Annotated in this window: 21 protein-coding genes; 8 read left to right on the forward strand and 13 right to left on the reverse strand. The window is 49.8% G+C overall.

Annotation, left to right across the window (positions count from 1 at the left end):
* Positions 1-11: 11 nt before the first annotated feature.
* The gene (locus J1836_RS07575; RefSeq protein ID WP_207250462.1) at positions 12-344 is read left to right on the forward strand and encodes a helix-turn-helix transcriptional regulator; all 333 of its coding nucleotides are present in this window, start codon (positions 12-14) and stop codon (positions 342-344) included.
* Positions 331-1,566, forward strand: a complete 1,236-nt coding sequence (locus J1836_RS07580; RefSeq protein WP_242632766.1) for a type II toxin-antitoxin system HipA family toxin — start codon at positions 331-333, stop codon at positions 1,564-1,566. The genes J1836_RS07575 and J1836_RS07580 overlap by 14 nt, the downstream gene beginning before the upstream one ends.
* A 15-nt stretch (positions 1,567-1,581) precedes the next feature.
* Here J1836_RS07580 and J1836_RS07585 read toward each other — a convergent pair whose 3' ends face one another.
* Complete coding sequence (locus J1836_RS07585; protein WP_207250463.1) at positions 1,582-1,857, reverse strand: hypothetical protein; 276 nt, start codon at positions 1,855-1,857, stop codon at positions 1,582-1,584.
* A gap of 50 nt (positions 1,858-1,907) precedes the next feature.
* Between J1836_RS07585 and J1836_RS07590 the strand changes: the two genes are divergently transcribed.
* From J1836_RS07590 to vapC, 3 genes are all read left to right on the forward strand, one after another.
* On the forward strand, positions 1,908-2,201 hold the full coding sequence (locus J1836_RS07590) for an EamA family transporter (RefSeq protein WP_207250464.1): 294 nt from the start codon (positions 1,908-1,910) through the stop codon (positions 2,199-2,201).
* A gap of 467 nt (positions 2,202-2,668) precedes the next feature.
* A complete protein-coding gene (gene vapB, locus J1836_RS07595) occupies positions 2,669-2,905 on the forward strand; it encodes a type II toxin-antitoxin system antitoxin VapB (protein ID WP_207250465.1) in 237 nt (78 codons plus the stop codon).
* Positions 2,902-3,303: a type II toxin-antitoxin system tRNA(fMet)-specific endonuclease VapC gene (vapC, locus tag J1836_RS07600; protein ID WP_207250466.1), complete on the forward strand. Its 402-nt coding sequence runs from the start codon at positions 2,902-2,904 to the stop codon at positions 3,301-3,303. Before vapB ends, vapC begins: the two co-directional genes overlap by 4 nt.
* Before the next feature lie 63 nt (positions 3,304-3,366).
* Here the strand turns inward: vapC and J1836_RS07605 are convergent, their stop codons facing one another.
* The 8 genes from J1836_RS07605 to J1836_RS07640 form a co-directional block, all read right to left on the reverse strand.
* On the reverse strand, positions 3,367-5,184 hold the full coding sequence (locus J1836_RS07605; RefSeq protein ID WP_207250467.1) for a hypothetical protein: 1,818 nt from the start codon (positions 5,182-5,184) through the stop codon (positions 3,367-3,369).
* A gap of 130 nt (positions 5,185-5,314) precedes the next feature.
* The gene (tnpC, locus tag J1836_RS07610) at positions 5,315-6,892 is read right to left on the reverse strand and encodes an IS66 family transposase (protein WP_242632653.1); all 1,578 of its coding nucleotides are present in this window, start codon (positions 6,890-6,892) and stop codon (positions 5,315-5,317) included.
* A 50-nt stretch (positions 6,893-6,942) separates the two neighbouring features.
* Positions 6,943-7,257 carry an ABC-three component system middle component 2 gene (locus J1836_RS07615; protein WP_207250468.1) on the reverse strand — a complete coding sequence of 105 codons (315 nt, stop codon included), beginning with the start codon at positions 7,255-7,257 and terminating at the stop codon, positions 6,943-6,945.
* Positions 7,250-8,338, reverse strand: coding sequence for an ABC-three component system protein (locus J1836_RS07620; protein ID WP_207250469.1), 1,089 nt, complete (start codon positions 8,336-8,338; stop codon positions 7,250-7,252). The genes J1836_RS07615 and J1836_RS07620 overlap by 8 nt, the downstream gene beginning before the upstream one ends.
* 287 nt (positions 8,339-8,625) lie before the next feature.
* Positions 8,626-9,039, reverse strand: coding sequence for a GNAT family N-acetyltransferase (locus J1836_RS07625; protein WP_207250470.1), 414 nt, complete (start codon positions 9,037-9,039; stop codon positions 8,626-8,628).
* Positions 9,040-9,046: 7 nt separating this feature from the next.
* Complete coding sequence (gene gloA / locus J1836_RS07630) at positions 9,047-9,442, reverse strand: lactoylglutathione lyase (protein WP_207250471.1); 396 nt, start codon at positions 9,440-9,442, stop codon at positions 9,047-9,049.
* An 86-nt stretch (positions 9,443-9,528) separates the two neighbouring features.
* Positions 9,529-10,128, reverse strand: a complete 600-nt coding sequence (locus J1836_RS07635; protein ID WP_207250472.1) for a flavodoxin family protein — start codon at positions 10,126-10,128, stop codon at positions 9,529-9,531.
* 105 nt (positions 10,129-10,233) lie between these two features.
* Positions 10,234-11,070: an IolE/MocC family protein gene (locus J1836_RS07640; RefSeq protein WP_207250473.1), complete on the reverse strand. Its 837-nt coding sequence runs from the start codon at positions 11,068-11,070 to the stop codon at positions 10,234-10,236.
* A 41-nt stretch (positions 11,071-11,111) separates the two neighbouring features.
* Here J1836_RS07640 and J1836_RS07645 point away from each other — a divergent pair, with 41 nt between their 5' ends.
* Positions 11,112-11,366: a hypothetical protein gene (locus tag J1836_RS07645; protein WP_207250474.1), complete on the forward strand. Its 255-nt coding sequence runs from the start codon at positions 11,112-11,114 to the stop codon at positions 11,364-11,366.
* A 38-nt stretch (positions 11,367-11,404) separates the two neighbouring features.
* Here the strand turns inward: J1836_RS07645 and J1836_RS07650 are convergent, their stop codons facing one another.
* Genes J1836_RS07650 through J1836_RS07660 form a run of 3 tightly spaced genes read right to left on the reverse strand, consistent with a single transcriptional unit; the run spans position 11,405 to position 13,520 of the window.
* Positions 11,405-11,755 (reverse strand): DUF695 domain-containing protein, encoded by a 351-nt coding sequence (locus J1836_RS07650; protein WP_207250475.1) that lies wholly within the window; start codon positions 11,753-11,755, stop codon positions 11,405-11,407.
* Positions 11,752-13,329: an IS66 family transposase gene (tnpC, locus tag J1836_RS07655; protein WP_242632653.1), complete on the reverse strand. Its 1,578-nt coding sequence runs from the start codon at positions 13,327-13,329 to the stop codon at positions 11,752-11,754. Before tnpC (J1836_RS07655) ends, J1836_RS07650 begins: the two co-directional genes overlap by 4 nt.
* Before the next feature lie 50 nt (positions 13,330-13,379).
* Complete coding sequence (locus J1836_RS07660) at positions 13,380-13,520, reverse strand: hypothetical protein (protein ID WP_207250476.1); 141 nt, start codon at positions 13,518-13,520, stop codon at positions 13,380-13,382.
* Positions 13,521-13,672: 152 nt separating this feature from the next.
* Between J1836_RS07660 and J1836_RS07665 the strand changes: the two genes are divergently transcribed.
* Positions 13,673-13,963: a helix-turn-helix domain-containing protein gene (locus J1836_RS07665; RefSeq protein ID WP_207250477.1), complete on the forward strand. Its 291-nt coding sequence runs from the start codon at positions 13,673-13,675 to the stop codon at positions 13,961-13,963.
* Positions 13,960-15,195, forward strand: coding sequence for a type II toxin-antitoxin system HipA family toxin (locus J1836_RS07670; protein ID WP_207250478.1), 1,236 nt, complete (start codon positions 13,960-13,962; stop codon positions 15,193-15,195). Before J1836_RS07665 ends, J1836_RS07670 begins: the two co-directional genes overlap by 4 nt.
* Before the next feature lie 12 nt (positions 15,196-15,207).
* Here J1836_RS07670 and J1836_RS07675 read toward each other — a convergent pair whose 3' ends face one another.
* Complete coding sequence (locus J1836_RS07675; RefSeq protein WP_242632767.1) at positions 15,208-17,244, reverse strand: COR domain-containing protein; 2,037 nt, start codon at positions 17,242-17,244, stop codon at positions 15,208-15,210.
* Positions 17,245-17,257 lie beyond the last annotated feature (13 nt).

Genomic DNA, 17,257 nt, shown 5'->3' on the forward strand with positions numbered 1-17,257 from the left:
GCATGGTAAATATGACAAAGATTCCTAGCTTATCGACTCGCACTCGAACAACGTTGCAAGTTTTTGGCGGCATGATCCGTGCGGCGCGTCTGGAACGCAAAATGCCCCAGCAGGAGTTGGCAGAACGTTTAGGGGTCAGCCGCCAAACGGTCAGCATCCTTGAAAAGGGCGATGCAAAAGTTGCCATCGGTACGGTATTTGAAGCGGCTGCCATCGTGGGTATTCCCTTGTTGGCAGATAATGCTCGCGATTTACAGCGCTTGTCGACCACAGTTGCTAGTCTTGCCAGCTTGTTGCCAGAACGGGCACGCACACCACCAGTGGAGCTAAATGATGATTTCTAAGCCGCACCATGCCGAGAGCGCTTATGTCTGGGTTTGGCTGCCTGAACAATCTGAACCAGTAGTGGCTGGTAGGATTATCAGGCAAGGACAACTGCACGCATTTACCTATGGGAGAAGCTATCGTGAGCGGGCAGATGCTATTGCTCTGTCACCGTTTGAATTGCCTTTGCGTGGCGGCACATTTCAGCCGGAAGGTTTGAATACCATCCATTCCTGCCTGCGGGATGCTGCACCTGATGCGTGGGGGCGGCGGGTTATCAGCTACCAGTACGCTAGTTTCACCCCAGATGAACTCGACTATTTATTGCTATCAGGCAGTAACCGTATCGGGGCGCTAGATTTCCAACACAGTGGCACAGAATATCAACCGCGACAGCTCCAGAAAACCGAACTGCAAGACCTGCTCCTCGCAGCGGGGATGATCGACAGCGGCAAGCCATTGCCTCCAGAACTGGATATTGCACTGCGGCACGGTACGAGTGTCGGTGGCGCACGCCCTAAAGCCCTGATCAGCGATGGGCAATACAGCTACATTGCTAAATTTAGTATCTCCACCGATCACTACGACATAGTGAAAGCTGAGTATGTCGCTATGCAACTGGCTAAACAGATAGGGCTAAGCGTTGCCGACACACAACTGACAACCGCACTGGGCAAAGATGTTTTATTGGTAAAGCGCTTCGACCGCATTCATCAGACAAACCAGATACATCGCCGTATGTTGCTGAGTGGTTTGAGCCTGTTGGGTTTGAATGAGATGGAAGCGCGGTATGCCAGCTACCATGACCTCGCCGACCTGATTCGTCAACGGTTTGCTAACCCTACCGCGACTTTGCACGAACTGTTTCAGCGCCTAGTGTTCAATATCCTGATGGGCAATACGGACGATCATGCCCGTAACCATGCCGCTTTCTGGGATGGCAAAACCTTGCAACTCACGCCTGCTTATGATTTGTGTCCACAACTGCGATCCGGGCGTGAAGCAACTCAAGCCATGCAGATTGGCGGTTCACAGGGTAACTTCTCAACGCTGGAAAATATCCTGTCAGTTTGCTATGTTTTCCAACTGACAACCGCAGCAGCACAGGACAAAATCGACCAGCAAGTTGCCACTATTCGGCGGAACTGGGTGGCAACCTGCGAAGCGGCGGGCATGGGGGAAATGGAGCGTAAGCGTTTGTGGCAACGTGCGGTGTTTAATCCATTTTGTTTTGGGCAGTAGCCCTTTTTCGATAGATTATAGAACATTCACCAAATGGTTTTTTTCCAGAATCTTGTAAATGTTTGTGCTCGATTTAGATAGTTTTTGAATATCGCCAAAGTTGGGAATTTCGCCATTATCCAGCCGCCGCTCCCATTCGGTGATTTCCATATCCATGTATTCCAGCAGCTTGATGGAGCAGCCATGACTACAGGTTTCGGCGCATAGCTGTTGCTCGCTCATGGCAAACGGGAAGTTTGCACGGATTTGCTGGATAATGTTGCGCATTACCACGGTTGTTTTGGGTTTCATGTCTGCTGCTCACCTCTGCCGCTTTGCTGGGAATATAGCACCAACCTTGAATGATGAGAATCTGCTGCCTCATTCCGCTGTGGTGGAAAACGCCGGATGCGCTGCAATGGCTGCTGCTGATCAGCATGGGCGCGTTCGGTGCGATTGGGCATTTCCTGCTAATCAAGGCGTATACGCTGCTCCCCGCTGCGGAACTGTCACCGTGGCTGAATGCGCAGGTGGTGGCGGCGACGTTGTTCAGCGTGTTCCTGTTTCAGGATGTGCTGGGGTGGAATTTCTTTCTTGGCACTGGGCTGATTGTGGGCGCGGGAGTTTTGTTGTGGTGGCAGAATCGGCGTGCTTAAACATATCGAAACGGCACATTGATCAGCTTTTCACTCACCAAGCCCAGTCGCTCGTTATTTTTTCATACCTTGCAATTTAAAAGGTTGACTTTTATTTTACAAGGTAAGTTGACGGGCATTCTGAGATGCAGAAAACACCTGCTGGCAGGCTGATCTATTGCCAAATGCCAAAACACCCTTGTTTTTCATCCAAAAAAAGCTCAAAACTACCTTGTGTTTTATACTTTAACGGATAATTTCACGACTATGCATAGGGGTATTGTCGTCGCCACTGTATTTGGCGGGGGAATGCCATCGGGTGGTTGCTGCGTATGCTGAAACAGCGACGCACATCAAGTCTGTATGAATATCGAAATACCGTCACGTTTAAAGAAGGCGGCGTTAATGCACGCCGTTATTGGCAGTGGCAAAGCTTGATGCCAAAGTATATACTAATAATATATATTTCAACGTAAGGGAGGAAGCTCATGCAAACCGCAACCTTGTTTCAAAATGGCGCAAGTCAGGCCGTGCGCATCCCCAAAGAATTCCGTTTTGAAGGTAAGGAAGTTGCCATAAAGAAAATCGGCAACAACCTGATATTGCACCCTATCTGCAATTCATGGGACAGCTTGTTCAAGAGCCTTGAGCAATTCTCAGCCGATTTCATGACGGATGGACGCGAACAACCCGCACAACAACAACGCGAAGACCTGTTTGCATGAACTACCTGCTGGACACCAATATCTGCATCTACCTCATCAAGCGCAAACCGTCCGAAGTGCTCCAGCGCTTTCGGCAACTGCAACCCGGCAGTGTTTTCATTTCATCCGTGACCACTTCGGAGCTTTACTACGGTGCGCAGAAAAGCCAGCGGGTACAAACCAATCTGGAAGCCCTGAACAATTTCCTGTTGCCGTTCCGTATTGTGGATTACGACGAATCCGCCTCTTTCCTGTATGGTGAACTGCGTGCTGATTTGGAAAAACGCGGGCAGCCGATTGGGCCGCTGGATATGATGATTGCCGCCCATGCGCTGAGTCTGGATGTGCCGCTGGTGACGAATAACACCAAAGAGTTTGAGCGGGTTAAGGGGTTGAAGCTGGAGAACTGGGTGGGCTAGGTGTTTGAGGAAATACAATAGGGGATAGCTAAACGTCTTTCTAATTACGGTCACTGCAAAATACTAATTTATAGGAAAAAAACCATAACGACCAATATTTTCGTTTTTGGAAAAATGGATATAATTCATTTCTGAATGAAGGCACTCATCTGGTTCTTGGTTATCGAATATAATAATCTGACTATTTTTATAATAATCGCAAAGATCACGATAAAATGCATAAATTAAATCATTAGCCAAGAAAACCTCCTCATCCTTTATTTCAACAGATTCATCTCGTTTGCGATACGTAGTTAGTGGAGAGTCGAGGATGATAAATCCCGGATGCCGTCCTTTCGGAATAAGATACTCCATCAGGCCAATAATAATTGCCGCAAAACAAATAGCTCTATAACCTTTGCCAAAGTGACTTCTAGGCTTTCCAGCGACAACTATATCTCTAGTATCAATATCAAAAACAGTATCATTACCATTTGGAAAGCCCCATCGGACTAATATTTTTTTAATTTCCTCGGAAAACTGTTTCGTCTCTTTTGAGAAATCATCAAGTTTATAAGTATCTGAAATATCATTATATGCAACTTGTAAGCGCCCAATTTCTTCCAGTATATTTTGCCGTTTCTTTTCTTGATCTCGTTGCTGCCTAAATTTAGATCGAGTCAAGTCAAGGTCTCGTAAAAGTTTACGATTTACTTTTAGTTTGTTACCAACTGTCTCTTCCAGCAATGCATCAATTCTGCCAACCTCATTCATATAAGCAGTGAGTTCTATCTTACGTTTATCTATAAAGTTCTCAGTGTTACGTATTGTTGAACGCAAATCCTTAATATGTTTGTCAAGCTTAATAATTTCTGCCATATTTCCCTGAATAATGGTGTCAACATCAATCTCTTTTTCTTCTGTAAGCTCGCTGCCACACATAGGACAATTTACAATCTTTTGTTGTTCGATATAAACAACCGCTTCAGAATTGGCTTCTAAACGTTCACGATCTGAAAGATATTTTTTTTCTAGAATCCTAAATCGCCCAATTAAAATATCATCATTAGTAATCATCCGGCTTATTGAATTAGCATTATCCCGGAATTGGTTTCGTTCGGTCACGAGTAAATTATTAGATGCAATAAGTTGATTGAGTTCTTCTTCGGCTTGTTCATAGGTGATTTCCAATCCTTGAAGTATCTCGTCTAGTTTTATAAGTGATTTTTTTGCATCTTCTTCGCTTGGGAAAAACTGTCTTAAAAAATCCTCAAGATTATCTAACTTTTGTTTAGCATTCGTCTTTGATATTTTATCTTCTTTTGCATCGAGAATTTTTGAATCATCTTCTCCAGTCAACAAGGTTTTTAAAAGTGATAATTCTTGTGTCTTTTCTGTGTTTTGACCTTTCCCTAATGGGGAACTCTCTGAAATGATACGTGTCTCATCTACCAGAAAAATCTTTTCTAAAATACGTAGTGTCAATGCAGAATGGTTCATTGATTCCTTGCCTTTAGCAAGTACTTTATTACCAAGATTAAATTGATCAAGAAAGAATCTAGATAGATTTGGGGATCCTTTATGCGATGGCTTTAGAGTGGTTGCCATATTATTATTGGTTAACTCAATGCATGTAATGTCTGATTTTTCCCTAAGCTCCCTTGATAGAGTAAAGCGAGATTTCTTATCATTTGTTTCAAAAGTTACTTCGAGATGTGTATAACCATTAGCTTGTTCAATTGGTTTGGGCGGAGCATCTGCGCCAAAAATAAACTGAAAGCATTTTATAATATATGATTTTCCAGTATCAGAAGCACCAGCAACAACATTTAGACTTGCTTCAAATTCAATGATGGCACTTTTCTTTCCTGCACCTTTTACTTCAACTTTCTTTATGATCATATTTCGCTCTTCGCCAAATCAATAACACTCATATTTATGATCCACTGTTTGTTATCAGACAACCAATTGAGTCGCTCCCAAGCCTTTTTGTAATAATCAGCTTTTAGACATGAAACAAAGTCGTAATTGATCACATCCCCACCCCTTGCGGTAAAGCGGGCAGGGCAAAGCCAGCGCGGGCAGCGGTAATAACACTGGCAAGATAAGCCAAGGCAGACTGTCCACGTTTGCGGCAAGTACCGATGATGCTGGCCAGCATGGCAAACGCACGGCTCCCCGTAGCACTCTTTGTGCCATGGTTGGTTTTGCGCAGGATCACCCAATGGCGCAACGCCCGCTCAGCCTCATTATTGGTCAAGGGAAGCCACGGGTGGTCAAGGATTCGGAAAATGGCATCCCAATCATTGATGAACTCTTTCGCCAGTGCCGCCGTCTTGTCATGGGCAGATACGGCATGGATCAAGCATAATGCCCTGAATTCCAGGAGTTTTGCCTGATGGCGTTGACGGATCACGTCGGTTTGCGTCCCCACCGTGCCGCCTGCTGCCCGCCAAGCGTAAATGTCGTCCTGTAATACCCTCAGCCAAGCGAGGGTGAAGTTGCCAAACGTCCGCCCGTCTTTGTCCAGTGATTCTGCCAGCCCACGGGCTTTGCGGATCAGGTGCGCCCAGCAACGCAAGCGTTTGGGGTGGTGGCGGTAAGCGGCATAGCCATCACTCATCAGCCAGCCCCCAAAGTGGGGGCTAATCACGTTGTCGAGCATTTCAATGGTGCGCTGCCCTACGTAGAAACAAACGCTGAGGGTGGTGACGAATGTCCATAGCCACAGGGCTTCGCCACGCTCTTTCCAAGAGGTTTCATCAATATACAGCACCCCGCCGTCAGCGGTGGCTTCTGCCAACAGCCCTTCCACCAAGGCATCTTCCAATGGAGAAGCACTCGCGGCTGCTTCCTCAAAACATTGCTGCAACACCCCGACACTTAGGGGAATGCCCAACACCTCCCGCAACAGTTCTTGTGTGCCACGCAGTGACAAGCGTGAGCGCAGCCGTAGGTGGACAATAAGTGCCGCCAGATTGCCCCCAATCAGCCGCCACTCGCCCACATCAACCTCCGGGTATAACGGGTCGGGAGCTTGGCGATGCGGGATATGGCGGCTCACATGACCGCAGGTGCATACGCTATCGTGAAGGTGGTGGCGGGTGGTGATGACGGTCAGTCCGGGGTTCCCATCCGTGCCAAACTGGATGTCCACACTGTCATAGGCGGTATAAATACGGGAGACAGCCGCATCCAGGGACCTGCCACAGGCTTCACATCGGCTGGGGTAATGGTGTTCGTCTGCATTGATGGGCGGATGCCATACCCGACCATAACCCGGTGCGCCGGGTTGTTTACCCGCTTTGCGTTTGGCTGGTTGGGCTGGCTTTGTGCCCGCCACAGCTTCTGGTTCCGGGGTTGGCTTTCCTCTGGCTGCACCCACCCCTTCTGTTTCGGGCAAAGCCACCGTTTTGGGTGACGTTTCCCACGGGAAACCGCTGCTGGGTGGTTTGGAGGAGTTGTTGGAGTTTTGGTTGATCTGTTCCCGCGCTTCTTTCAGGTCATGCAACAACTTGGTCGACAGGTGCAGCAGTTCCTCCGGCGTGAGCTTGGCAAGGTACTGGCTGTTAAGCTGTTTGAGGCTGTGGTCTTTCAGTTGTTGGGTCATCGGGGGAGTGTCGCAAATTTAGTGCGTTTGGGTAAGGGGGGACTGTTCAGTTACACAAAGTCTAACGTATACTCATTGCTGCAAAAATAATAACCTGACTTATCAATAAGTAAATCAATTATCCCCCTTTTGACAAAAAACTGTATTGCATCAGGTAAAGATTCACGTCGTTGTGCAATTTCTGCAATATGATTAGGCATTGCAGGATGAAGATTTTCAGGGCCACCAAACTCTTTTGAATATAATAACGCATAATCAAGAAGCACTAAATCATCCAAGTTTAACTTACAGTCTAAGGCTGTCAATATGAGAGATATTCGCGTGCCAATTTCTATGGGGTTATTAAATATTGTACGCTTATCCATGAGGTTTTCCTCTTACCCATTTGATGCGGCTTTCATTAACAAGTTGATGGCATATACCTTTTTTGTCTTGTGTTTTTATGTAATCCTTCAAAGGATGCGAAGAATAGTTAGCAATGGATGCTTGCTCTGTAGTTGAAAGATAACGCTCATAACCGTTTTCAAATTTCTTTTTAATCGTAGGAGATATAACTTCATAACACTCATCAATAAGTTCTTGATAAGAGTTATCAGGAAGCCAATCTCTCGAAAATCTTTCTAAATCTTCTGCTGCATAAAAGTTTTTACGAGCACTTTCATATTCATCCTTATAATCGTCATTATTTGATAGAGAGTAAGTATCGAGCTTTTCTCCTTCTGCATCGCTGAAAGCACGTAGTAACTCAGATGTGTAAATTATTTCATTATCTGCCAAATTACTGGGGGGAATAGGAATTTTTGGTCTTCTTTTGATTTGCGATCCAAACAGTGTCACATGAAATGGTGTATTAGAGTGCAAATCTAATATCTCCATAGGAGGAATATGATCAAATATATGAAAATTTACCGATTTTATGAAGTTCTGTAAATCATCTGTTAATTCAATATTATTATCTCGCTTGCTTGTTATTTTGCTTCGACATTCGTCATTCCATCGATTAAGCAATGCTGACTTGAGTTTTTCACTATTTCTTAGATGATTAAGCAAGTCTGTTGATATGCCTAATGGGGTAACAAAATAATATTTTACTGGGACAGTAAGTTCACCCTTGTATGCATAATATAAAAGTTTCCCAATTTCTAATAATGCTTGTGCAACGTTTAGCTTACTACTGTAATGTTTACATTGGAAGTTTTCCCATTCTCCAGATGGCAGGTTAGAGTACGCGATCACGTCGCGTCCCATATCGCCACCACCACCACAACGAACAACTTTTACATATTGTGTTTTCCAGTAATAAACCAACTCTAAGGTGAAGTCTTCCCAGCGATCAGCATCAAGAATTTTGAGGCGCGATAGTGGAGCGATTTGCTCACCATATGTAATATCTCGTGCGGTAAACAAGACTTCGTCGGATTTAGGTAATGGTATTTCTATTTCCATGCTCTTGAGTCAATAACTCACTGTAAAATTAGAAAAGTCATTGATAAATAACAAATTTATCCATTGTGATTAACAAGTTGTCTCTATAGTTTGGAGTACAAACAGGCGAAAGTTGACAACTTCTTATTTGTTCACAGCCAACCTACACTAATTGCGTGAGTGCCGTTGATATGAATCTATCATCAAGTTCACTAATTCGCTAGTACTAAAAAACATGCTATTTTTCCGACTAGAAAAGCAGTCTGTCTTGCAAGAAGGAACTTCAATGAATTTTCACTTCCCAATCATCAATGCTTCAATGTTTTCTCCCCATCCAACACCCAGCAACGCGGCATCTGCGTATATCCAATCCGCCCGTAATACGCATTCGCCGCCGGAGCTGCAATCAGTATCAGCTTGCAATGCCTGCCCAATTGCTGCTGGGTGAGGATTTGCAATTGCTTGCCGATGCCCTGTCGCTGGTAGTCTTGGTCAACTGCGAGATCAGACAGGTAACAGGCGTAATGGAAGTCGGTCATGGAACGCGCTACGCCCACCAGTTGGTCGCCATCCCATGCTGTCACCAGCAGGTTGCTGTTGTTGACCATGCCTTCCATGCACTCGCGGTCGTCAATCGGGCGGCGTTCGCCCAGCGTGGAACGCCGCAACACGTCGATGAACTGCTCGACCGCAACAGGGGCGTTGACCTTGTAGTGGATCATGCCCTCCTCAACCCCGCTGGTGCTTCTCACCAATCAGCTCAATCTGATAACCATCCGGGTCTTCGAGGAAAGCAATGATGGTCGTACCTGCATTCATCGGCCCGGCTTCGCGGATGATCTTGCCGCCCGCTGCCCGCATTTTGTCGCAGGCGGCGTACACATCCGGCACTTCCAGCGCGATATGCCCGAAAGCCGTGCCCAGTTCGTACTGGTCCACGCCCCAGTTGTAGGTCAGCTCCAGCACGGTCTGGTCGGTTTCGTCGCCATAACCGATGAAGGCAAGGGTGAATTCGCCCGCCGGGTAATCCTTGCGGCGCAGCAGTTGCATACCGAGGACGTTGGTGTAAAACGTAATCGAGCGTTCCAGATCGCCGACGCGCAACATGGTGTGAAGGATTCGCATGGTGAAACTCCTGAAAATACGATCCGTCCATTCTGCCCCGATCGGGTCATGGCAGCAAATCTACCTTGCCTGCACTGGGGGCAAACTCACAGCAGTTTCAGCGCCAGCGCCCTAGCCTTGCGTTGCACCGATTCCGGCAGCTTGAGGTGCGACTCCTGACTGATCAGCCCGGTAAACAGCTTGCCGACGGGGGCAGCGCCAATGACTTGTGCGGTCTGTTTCAGTTGCGGCAATGTGCCGAACACCCAGCGCCCCAGCAAGCCGGGCGCGGCAGACGAAGCTACCAACACTGCCTTTTTCCTGGGCAACCCGGCCTTGCGGGTTTTGGGGGCGTATGCACCCCACGGCCAGTAGGCGTACATCACCAGCCGTTCCATGAAACGCTTGAACAGCGCCGTTACACCACCGAAATTGGTCGGGGAGGCGAAGATGTAGGCATCGGCAGCTTCGATTTTATCCACCAACGCCTGCATCCCATCGTGCTGGATGCACTGACCCGGCGCTGTCCCCGGCTGTTGGGTACATTCGCGGCAGTTCAGGCAGAACTCAATCGGGTAATCGCGCAAGTTGATGGTTTCGCTGCTGGCATCATGAGCACGCAGAGTATCTGCCATCAGAGCGAGCGTCTGGTCGGTCACACCGTTGGGGCGGTAAGAACCGTTGATGATGAGGATTTGTCGGGGCATAACACATCCCTCCTGTGTTGATACTGCCAGTGTAAGTCAGCATGGCAGATCAAACGGTGACAAAAGGCATGGAACTTCCTTGGGGCAAGCTCGCCAGCTATTGGCTTACGCCAACCGTGCCATCACCAGCTCCATATTCGCCACCGCCAGCGCCGGTTTGACCTCAAACACCTTGCGGCTGTCAGGAAACTGCTGGTGCAATTGCGCCAGCGCCGTGAAGTAATCCCATGCTTGGGTGTAGTCATCCGCCCGGTTCAAACCGAGGCTTTCGCTTTCGACAAAGGTGAGATGCTGGTCGCTCAGCCCGTTGTTGGCGTGCAGGTGGAAATGGAGCCGCACGCCTTTGCCCTCCAGTTCGTGCAGCCATTGCAACCATTGCGGCAGGCTTTCCGGCGACCAAATCTTGGCATGACCGATGTCGAAACAGCAGTGGACGTAACGCAACTCCAGCCGTTCCACCAGCTCAAACAGCCACCGATAAAACGCCAGCGAGTGGAACGTATTCTCGATGTGAACCGGATGATCGTATTCCGCACAAAAGCGTTCCAACAAGCGCAATTGCCGCGTCAGATGTTCGCTCAGTGCGTCACGAAACGCCGGGCGCTGGCTGAGCGAATACTTGTGAGCGTGCATAATCGAATACGTCGAACCGAGGGTTTTGGCGGAGGCAAACTGCTGGTGCAATGCCTCCTCCTGCCGGTCAAGCCCAAACAGCGTCGCTTGGTAATGGTTGAAATGGGTGTTGACGGGGATCGGCTGGGCAGCTTCGCGCAAGGTGGCGACCACGAATTCCCAGATTTCCGCATCGCCCTGATACAGGCCAACCTCCAGCGGGCGTTGCTGGGCAATGGCGGCGTGGACGACCTGTGCCTCCTCCGGCAGGTTCTTTTTCATGATTTTGAAGCCGAATCGCTGCATGGTATTTTCCTTCATAATGATCATGATAAACTATTGGCCACCAAAATATTTTTAAGGAGAAAATTGTGACGAATGCTATCAAACTTGTATTTGCAACCGCATTAGCGCTTACCTTGAGTGCCTGTAACGAAACCAAACCCAATCCCGTTGCGCCGCCAGTAGTGGGTGGAGATCGGGATGCGCATGGGTGCATTGGTTCCGCCGGATACACTTGGTGTCAGGCAACTAACCAATGTGAACGCTCTTGGGAATTGGCAAAGCAACACCAGTTCGAGTTGACGCCAGAAGCATTCGATACGTTTTGCCAAAACAAAAAATAACCACACGCGTTGTTATCCTGACCCCTAGGGCATGAGCCTCAGCCCACCGTCGGTTTCAAGCGTTCCACCACTTTCGTCGCATATGACAGGTAGAACTCGCCTAGCGCATCGGTTTCATGGTCAAGGGTGATAGGGAGTTTAGCGCCCAAACTTTCCGCCGTATTGAGCCGGGTTTGGAAAGCGGATTTATGGCGTGCCAACCAGATAAATTCGCGGTGCGTAGGCTCGGTGAACACCATCACCAATAACGCGGCATGGTCGGCTTGCATCACTGCACACAAGGCGTTTTCAAAATCCTTCATGCGGGTGAGTTCTGCCGCACTGGGCAAGCCTTCGGCGTCGAGTTCGGTAAACTCCCACAAAATGCTGAAGCGTTCGTAATTGATCACATCCCCACCCCTTGCGGTAAAGCGGGCAGGGCAAAGCCAGCGCGGGCAGCGGTAATAACACTGGCAAGATAAGCCAAGGCAGACTGTCCACGTTTGCGGCAAGTACCGATGATGCTGGCCAGCATGGCAAACGCACGGCTCCCCGTAGCACTCTTTGTGCCATGGTTGGTTTTGCGCAGGATCACCCAATGGCGCAACGCCCGCTCAGCCTCATTATTGGTCAAGGGAAGCCACGGGTGGTCAAGGATTCGGAAAATGGCATCCCAATCATTGATGAACTCTTTCGCCAGTGCCGCCGTCTTGTCATGGGCAGATACGGCATGGATCAAGCATAATGCCCTGAATTCCAGGAGTTTTGCCTGATGGCGTTGACGGATCACGTCGGTTTGCGTCCCCACCGTGCCGCCTGCTGCCCGCCAAGCGTAAATGTCGTCCTGTAATACCCTCAGCCAAGCGAGGGTGAAGTTGCCAAACGTCCGCCCGTCTTTGTCCAGTGATTCTGCCAGCCCACGGGCTTTGCGGATCAGGTGCGCCCAGCAACGCAAGCGTTTGGGGTGGTGGCGGTAAGCGGCATAGCCATCACTCATCAGCCAGCCCCCAAAGTGGGGGCTAATCACGTTGTCGAGCATTTCAATGGTGCGCTGCCCTACGTAGAAACAAACGCTGAGGGTGGTGACGAATGTCCATAGCCACAGGGCTTCGCCACGCTCTTTCCAAGAGGTTTCATCAATATACAGCACCCCGCCGTCAGCGGTGGCTTCTGCCAACAGCCCTTCCACCAAGGCATCTTCCAATGGAGAAGCACTCGCGGCTGCTTCCTCAAAACATTGCTGCAACACCCCGACACTTAGGGGAATGCCCAACACCTCCCGCAACAGTTCTTGTGTGCCACGCAGTGACAAGCGTGAGCGCAGCCGTAGGTGGACAATAAGTGCCGCCAGATTGCCCCCAATCAGCCGCCACTCGCCCACATCAACCTCCGGGTATAACGGGTCGGGAGCTTGGCGATGCGGGATATGGCGGCTCACATGACCGCAGGTGCATACGCTATCGTGAAGGTGGTGGCGGGTGGTGATGACGGTCAGTCCGGGGTTCCCATCCGTGCCAAACTGGATGTCCACACTGTCATAGGCGGTATAAATACGGGAGACAGCCGCATCCAGGGACCTGCCACAGGCTTCACATCGGCTGGGGTAATGGTGTTCGTCTGCATTGATGGGCGGATGCCATACCCGACCATAACCCGGTGCGCCGGGTTGTTTACCCGCTTTGCGTTTGGCTGGTTGGGCTGGCTTTGTGCCCGCCACAGCTTCTGGTTCCGGGGTTGGCTTTCCTCTGGCTGCACCCACCCCTTCTGTTTCGGGCAAAGCCACCGTTTTGGGTGACGTTTCCCACGGGAAACCGCTGCTGGGTGGTTTGGAGGAGTTGTTGGAGTTTTGGTTGATCTGTTCCCGCGCTTCTTTCAGGTCATGCAACAACTTGGTCGACAGGTGCAGCAGTTCCTCCGGCGTGAGCTTGGCAAGGTACTGGCTGTTAAGCTGTTTGAGGCTGTGGTCTTTCAGTTGTTGGGTCATCGGGGGAGTGTCGCAAATTTAGTGCGTTTGGGTAAGGGGGGACTGTTCAGTTACAAGCGTTCCGGGTAGTTCCGAAACGGGAAACTCGCTCCTACATCCAGCACGCGTAACAGGTGCAAACCGTCATCGGTGGCGGCTTGTTGGACAACCGTCCACACGGGTTCGGCGGGGTTGCTAATGTTATCTGTCATGTTCATTCACCTAGGTTTGCTGCAAACTCGTCATATTAAGCTAAAGCCGCAGATGCACCTACATAACCACAAGTAAAGTTATAAGCGGCATTTTCACCTAATAGATACTATAATATCTGTTATACGCTTTTAATGACTTTAGGGATAATATAATGCCCATTACTTTCCAAGCGCCCGCCACGCTGCTGAAAACCATCGCCACCCAAGCCAAAGCGCAACGGCTGGCTGCCAACCTTACGCGGCGCACTTTGGCAGAGAAATCCGGTGTTGCCGAAGCCAGCATCAAACGCTTTGAAACCACCGGGCAAATTAGCTTTCACAGCTTGCTGAAACTCGCGTTCGCCTTGAATTGCATGGATGATTTCAACCGACTGTTTGCGGAAAAGCCGCCGCAAACCATTACTGATCTGCAAACCACGCAGCGCCAACGGGGGAGTTTATGAAACACATTACACGTTTGCGGGTGCATATCGCTGATACGACTGTGGGTGAGCTGGGAACAGATGCGCGGGGGCGGATTTATTTTCAGTATGACCCTGCTTGGCTAAAGACGGGGTTTGATCTGTCACCCGGCACGCTGCCGTTTCAGGCCAAACCGCAGCTTTCCCCAGAGCCACAGGAATTCGCTGGTTTGCACGGTGTGTTTTACGACTCATTGCCGGATGGCTGGGGTTTGTTGCTAATGGATCGGGCATTCCGTCAGCAAACGGGCTGGCAAGCGCATGAAATCACTCCGCTGGATCGGCTGGCCTACATCGGTTCACGCGCAATGGGCATACTGGAATTCGAGCCGGAAATTCCCACCGAAGCCCTGACGGAAACGGTGGATATTGCGCAACTGGCACACTCTGCCGAACAGTTGTTGCAAGGCGAAACGCCGGAAGTGTTGCAGCAATTGCAGGTGCAGGGTGGTTCTCCCGGTGGCGCACGCCCTAAAGTGACCGTCGCCTTGTCCGATCTGGCGGATGAATGCCTGTCCGGTTTCCGCGCTGTGCCGCCGGGTTACGCACACTGGATAGTGAAGTTTCGGGCGCGGGAAGATTCTCCCGATATGGGGCGCATCGAACTGGCTTACGCGAAAATGGCGCAATTGGCGGGACTGGCAATGCCGGAATGCCGTTTGTTGCGTGTCGGGCAAGATTCAAGCGCGGATGAGTTTTTTGCGGTGCGCCGTTTTGACCGCGACGGCAATACGCGGCATCACGTCCTCAGTTTGTCGGGCTATATTTACGCCAGCCATCGGCTGCCTTGCATTGGCTACGAAACCGTCATCAACGCCACCCTCAACATTACCCGCAGCGTGGCGGAAGCCGAAAAAGCCTTTCGCCTGATGCTGTTCAACGTCCTCACCCACAACAAGGATGATCACGCCAAAAACTTTGCTTTCATCCGCCGCGCCCACGGCTGGGAACTGTCACCGGCATTCGATCTGACGTTCAGCAGTGGAATCAACAACCAACACACCACCGACATTGCAGGCAGCGGCAATCCACGCCTGAAAGACATTCAGCGTGTGGCGGCAAGTTGCGGGATCAAACGCTGGCGGGAAATGCTGGAACAAGTGCGTTCAGTCACCCGACAATGGCAGGCGATTGTGGCGCAAGAAGGCGTATCAGGTGCAGAAAGCCAAAAGATTGGGGAGGCGCTGGCGGAGATTGAAGGACGGTTGTGGTAACGTTGCTTGCGGTTAGGCTTGAAGGCGTTTTTTGACCTGATCACGGATGCCTTCTTCCACGCTACCCCAGAATTCATCGGCATCATCCCATTTCGCTAGCGGTTTGCCGTCTTTGGGCAGGGCGACGATTTGCCCGATTTTGTGGTTACGCCAGCTTGCGGTGTGGCGGATGATGACCGGAATCACCACATTACCTTCATCCTGGTAGCGTTCCAATGCACGTTCCATTTCTTTGGTGAAGCAGTAGTCGGAATTGATGAAATCCGGGCTGACCAGCAGCAGGACAATATCGGCGGTATTCAATTGCTGGAAGATTTGCTCATCCACTGGCTCACCTGCAAACAGATGGCGGTCGCTCCATGCTGTGAGTGGTAAGGTGCGGTTGATGGCTTTCAGGTGTTTTTCCAGCCGCTCTTTGTGGGCTTCGTCGGCGTGGGAATAGGAGATAAACAGCTTGATGGTTTTGTCTGCGGGTTTGCTTGCGTCCAGTTTGGATGGATGTTGCATGGCTTCGTCCTTGAATTCGGGTAACAGGGTGCGCTCTGCGCCTGCTTTGCTGAGGTATTCTTGATAGCGGCGGTGCGGGCTGGTTTGTCTGACTAGTTTGCGTAGCGCGTATACCAAACGTTCAGGCTGGCTGCTACGTAATTGGAAGTGCAAACGCCCTTGGGTGGATTGCTGTTTGTTGGCGTATTCGCATTCCAGCAGCAATTGACCTTCGTCGGTTTCGCAGAAAATGCCGGTGCGCCACGGTTCGCCTTCGTAGGTTTCACCGATGCGTAAGATCATGCGCTCGATAATGCTGCGGTGCAGGAAGGGATATTCGATGTCGAGTTGCCAGTCATCCGGGCGGCTGTTTCCCCATGCGGTTTTGGCTTTGCTGATCAGTGGTAATAGGGCGGGGATGATGAATTCGCGTTCGGCGAAGGGTTTGTTGTCTAGTAGGTTTTGCAACTGCTTGGTTTCGTAGCAGATACCGCAATTGCGCATGAAATCGACATAAACTTCTTGTTCTTTGGCTTCAGCGTCTGCCCACAACAGGCTGGCATCTTCACCGATGAAACGTCCGCCCATGCGTTCGATGCGGCGGCGGTGCGGTTTGTTGGGGTCAAAGACACGGTAAACTGCATTAATTGCCCAGTTCTGGTCGAGAATGATCTGATCTTGAAACGTACCTTCGCTGTAGAACAATGCGCCGGTTTTGTGAAGATAGTTTGCGAGCCATTCAGCGTGACTGATTCCGGCTTTGATGCAAAGCTGTTTGAAATGGGGGAGGGGAATGGATTTCTGGTCAAGTTGTTTTAGTTCCCGTTGTACTTGTAGCCATGAGGTCGGTAATTCCAGACAAATCTTCTGTTTGAGTTCTTCCAGCACGGATTCAATTGCACCCCGCAAAGCAGGCATACCGCGATATTGCATCGCTGATATTTTCACTTCCTGCCGGATTTGTTGAACACCGGGCATATCGTCGCTTAATCCCGCTGGTCTGGTGGGCAAACGGTCAGCACGGTCGATCTGATTTTTGACGAGAATCACCGGGCTGTTGTTGCCTAAATCATGAATCAACTCCAGCCAATAACTGACTGGGTGGCGGGTTTCGTCCGGGTGTTCTTCGGTTTCTTCTGCCCACAGCAACAGGTACAGACAATCGTCTGATAGAAACAGGCGGTGGGTGGTGTGGTAAATTTCCTGTCCGCCAAAATCCCATAGTTGCAGGATGACAGGCTTCTCTTCTCCATCCAATGTTTGCTGAATTTCATTGATGACAATACCGTGGGTGGATTTGAACTGTTCGCTGGGGGTACGTTTGTGTTCCAGTGCATAAGCCAGTGTGGTTTTCCCAACTCGACCATTGCCAACTAGCTGAACTTTGAGTTGCTGCTGTCTTTCCGAACCTTTGTCGAGGTCTTGCCAGTAGTTTCTGATATTTTCTAGGCAGTTATCATCATCCCAAAGGTTATCAGCAACCCAAAAGTTCCGAAAAATCCAAGAAGGAATGCCATAGACAGGATTGCCGTATGCTTTAAGGTATTTAAGATTTTCAGACATAACGAGGTTGTAT

The sequence above is a fragment of the Thiothrix fructosivorans genome, assembly GCF_017349355.1.
GTDB classification, from domain to species: Bacteria; Pseudomonadota; Gammaproteobacteria; order Thiotrichales; family Thiotrichaceae; genus Thiothrix; species Thiothrix fructosivorans.

Bases quoted from the DNA above. Each gene is read 5' to 3' on its own strand.
- J1836_RS07575 (WP_207250462.1), top strand. From the start codon at position 12: ATGACAAAGATTCCTAGCTTATCGACTCGCACTCGAACAACGTTGCAA.
- J1836_RS07580 (WP_242632766.1), top strand. From the start codon at position 331: ATGATGATTTCTAAGCCGCACCATGCCGAGAGCGCTTATGTCTGGGTT.
- J1836_RS07585 (WP_207250463.1), bottom strand. From the start codon at position 1,857: ATGAAACCCAAAACAACCGTGGTAATGCGCAACATTATCCAGCAAATC.
- J1836_RS07590 (WP_207250464.1), top strand. From the start codon at position 1,908: ATGATGAGAATCTGCTGCCTCATTCCGCTGTGGTGGAAAACGCCGGAT.
- vapB (WP_207250465.1), top strand. From the start codon at position 2,669: ATGCAAACCGCAACCTTGTTTCAAAATGGCGCAAGTCAGGCCGTGCGC.
- vapC (WP_207250466.1), top strand. From the start codon at position 2,902: ATGAACTACCTGCTGGACACCAATATCTGCATCTACCTCATCAAGCGC.
- J1836_RS07605 (WP_207250467.1), bottom strand. From the start codon at position 5,184: ATGATCATAAAGAAAGTTGAAGTAAAAGGTGCAGGAAAGAAAAGTGCC.
- tnpC (WP_242632653.1), bottom strand. From the start codon at position 6,892: ATGACCCAACAACTGAAAGACCACAGCCTCAAACAGCTTAACAGCCAG.
- J1836_RS07615 (WP_207250468.1), bottom strand. From the start codon at position 7,257: ATGGATAAGCGTACAATATTTAATAACCCCATAGAAATTGGCACGCGA.
- J1836_RS07620 (WP_207250469.1), bottom strand. From the start codon at position 8,338: ATGGAAATAGAAATACCATTACCTAAATCCGACGAAGTCTTGTTTACC.
- J1836_RS07625 (WP_207250470.1), bottom strand. From the start codon at position 9,039: ATGATCCACTACAAGGTCAACGCCCCTGTTGCGGTCGAGCAGTTCATC.
- gloA (WP_207250471.1), bottom strand. From the start codon at position 9,442: ATGCGAATCCTTCACACCATGTTGCGCGTCGGCGATCTGGAACGCTCG.
- J1836_RS07635 (WP_207250472.1), bottom strand. From the start codon at position 10,128: ATGCCCCGACAAATCCTCATCATCAACGGTTCTTACCGCCCCAACGGT.
- J1836_RS07640 (WP_207250473.1), bottom strand. From the start codon at position 11,070: ATGATCATTATGAAGGAAAATACCATGCAGCGATTCGGCTTCAAAATC.
- tnpC (WP_242632653.1), bottom strand. From the start codon at position 13,329: ATGACCCAACAACTGAAAGACCACAGCCTCAAACAGCTTAACAGCCAG.
- J1836_RS07660 (WP_207250476.1), bottom strand. From the start codon at position 13,520: ATGACAGATAACATTAGCAACCCCGCCGAACCCGTGTGGACGGTTGTC.
- J1836_RS07665 (WP_207250477.1), top strand. From the start codon at position 13,673: ATGCCCATTACTTTCCAAGCGCCCGCCACGCTGCTGAAAACCATCGCC.
- J1836_RS07670 (WP_207250478.1), top strand. From the start codon at position 13,960: ATGAAACACATTACACGTTTGCGGGTGCATATCGCTGATACGACTGTG.
- J1836_RS07675 (WP_242632767.1), bottom strand. From the start codon at position 17,244: ATGTCTGAAAATCTTAAATACCTTAAAGCATACGGCAATCCTGTCTAT.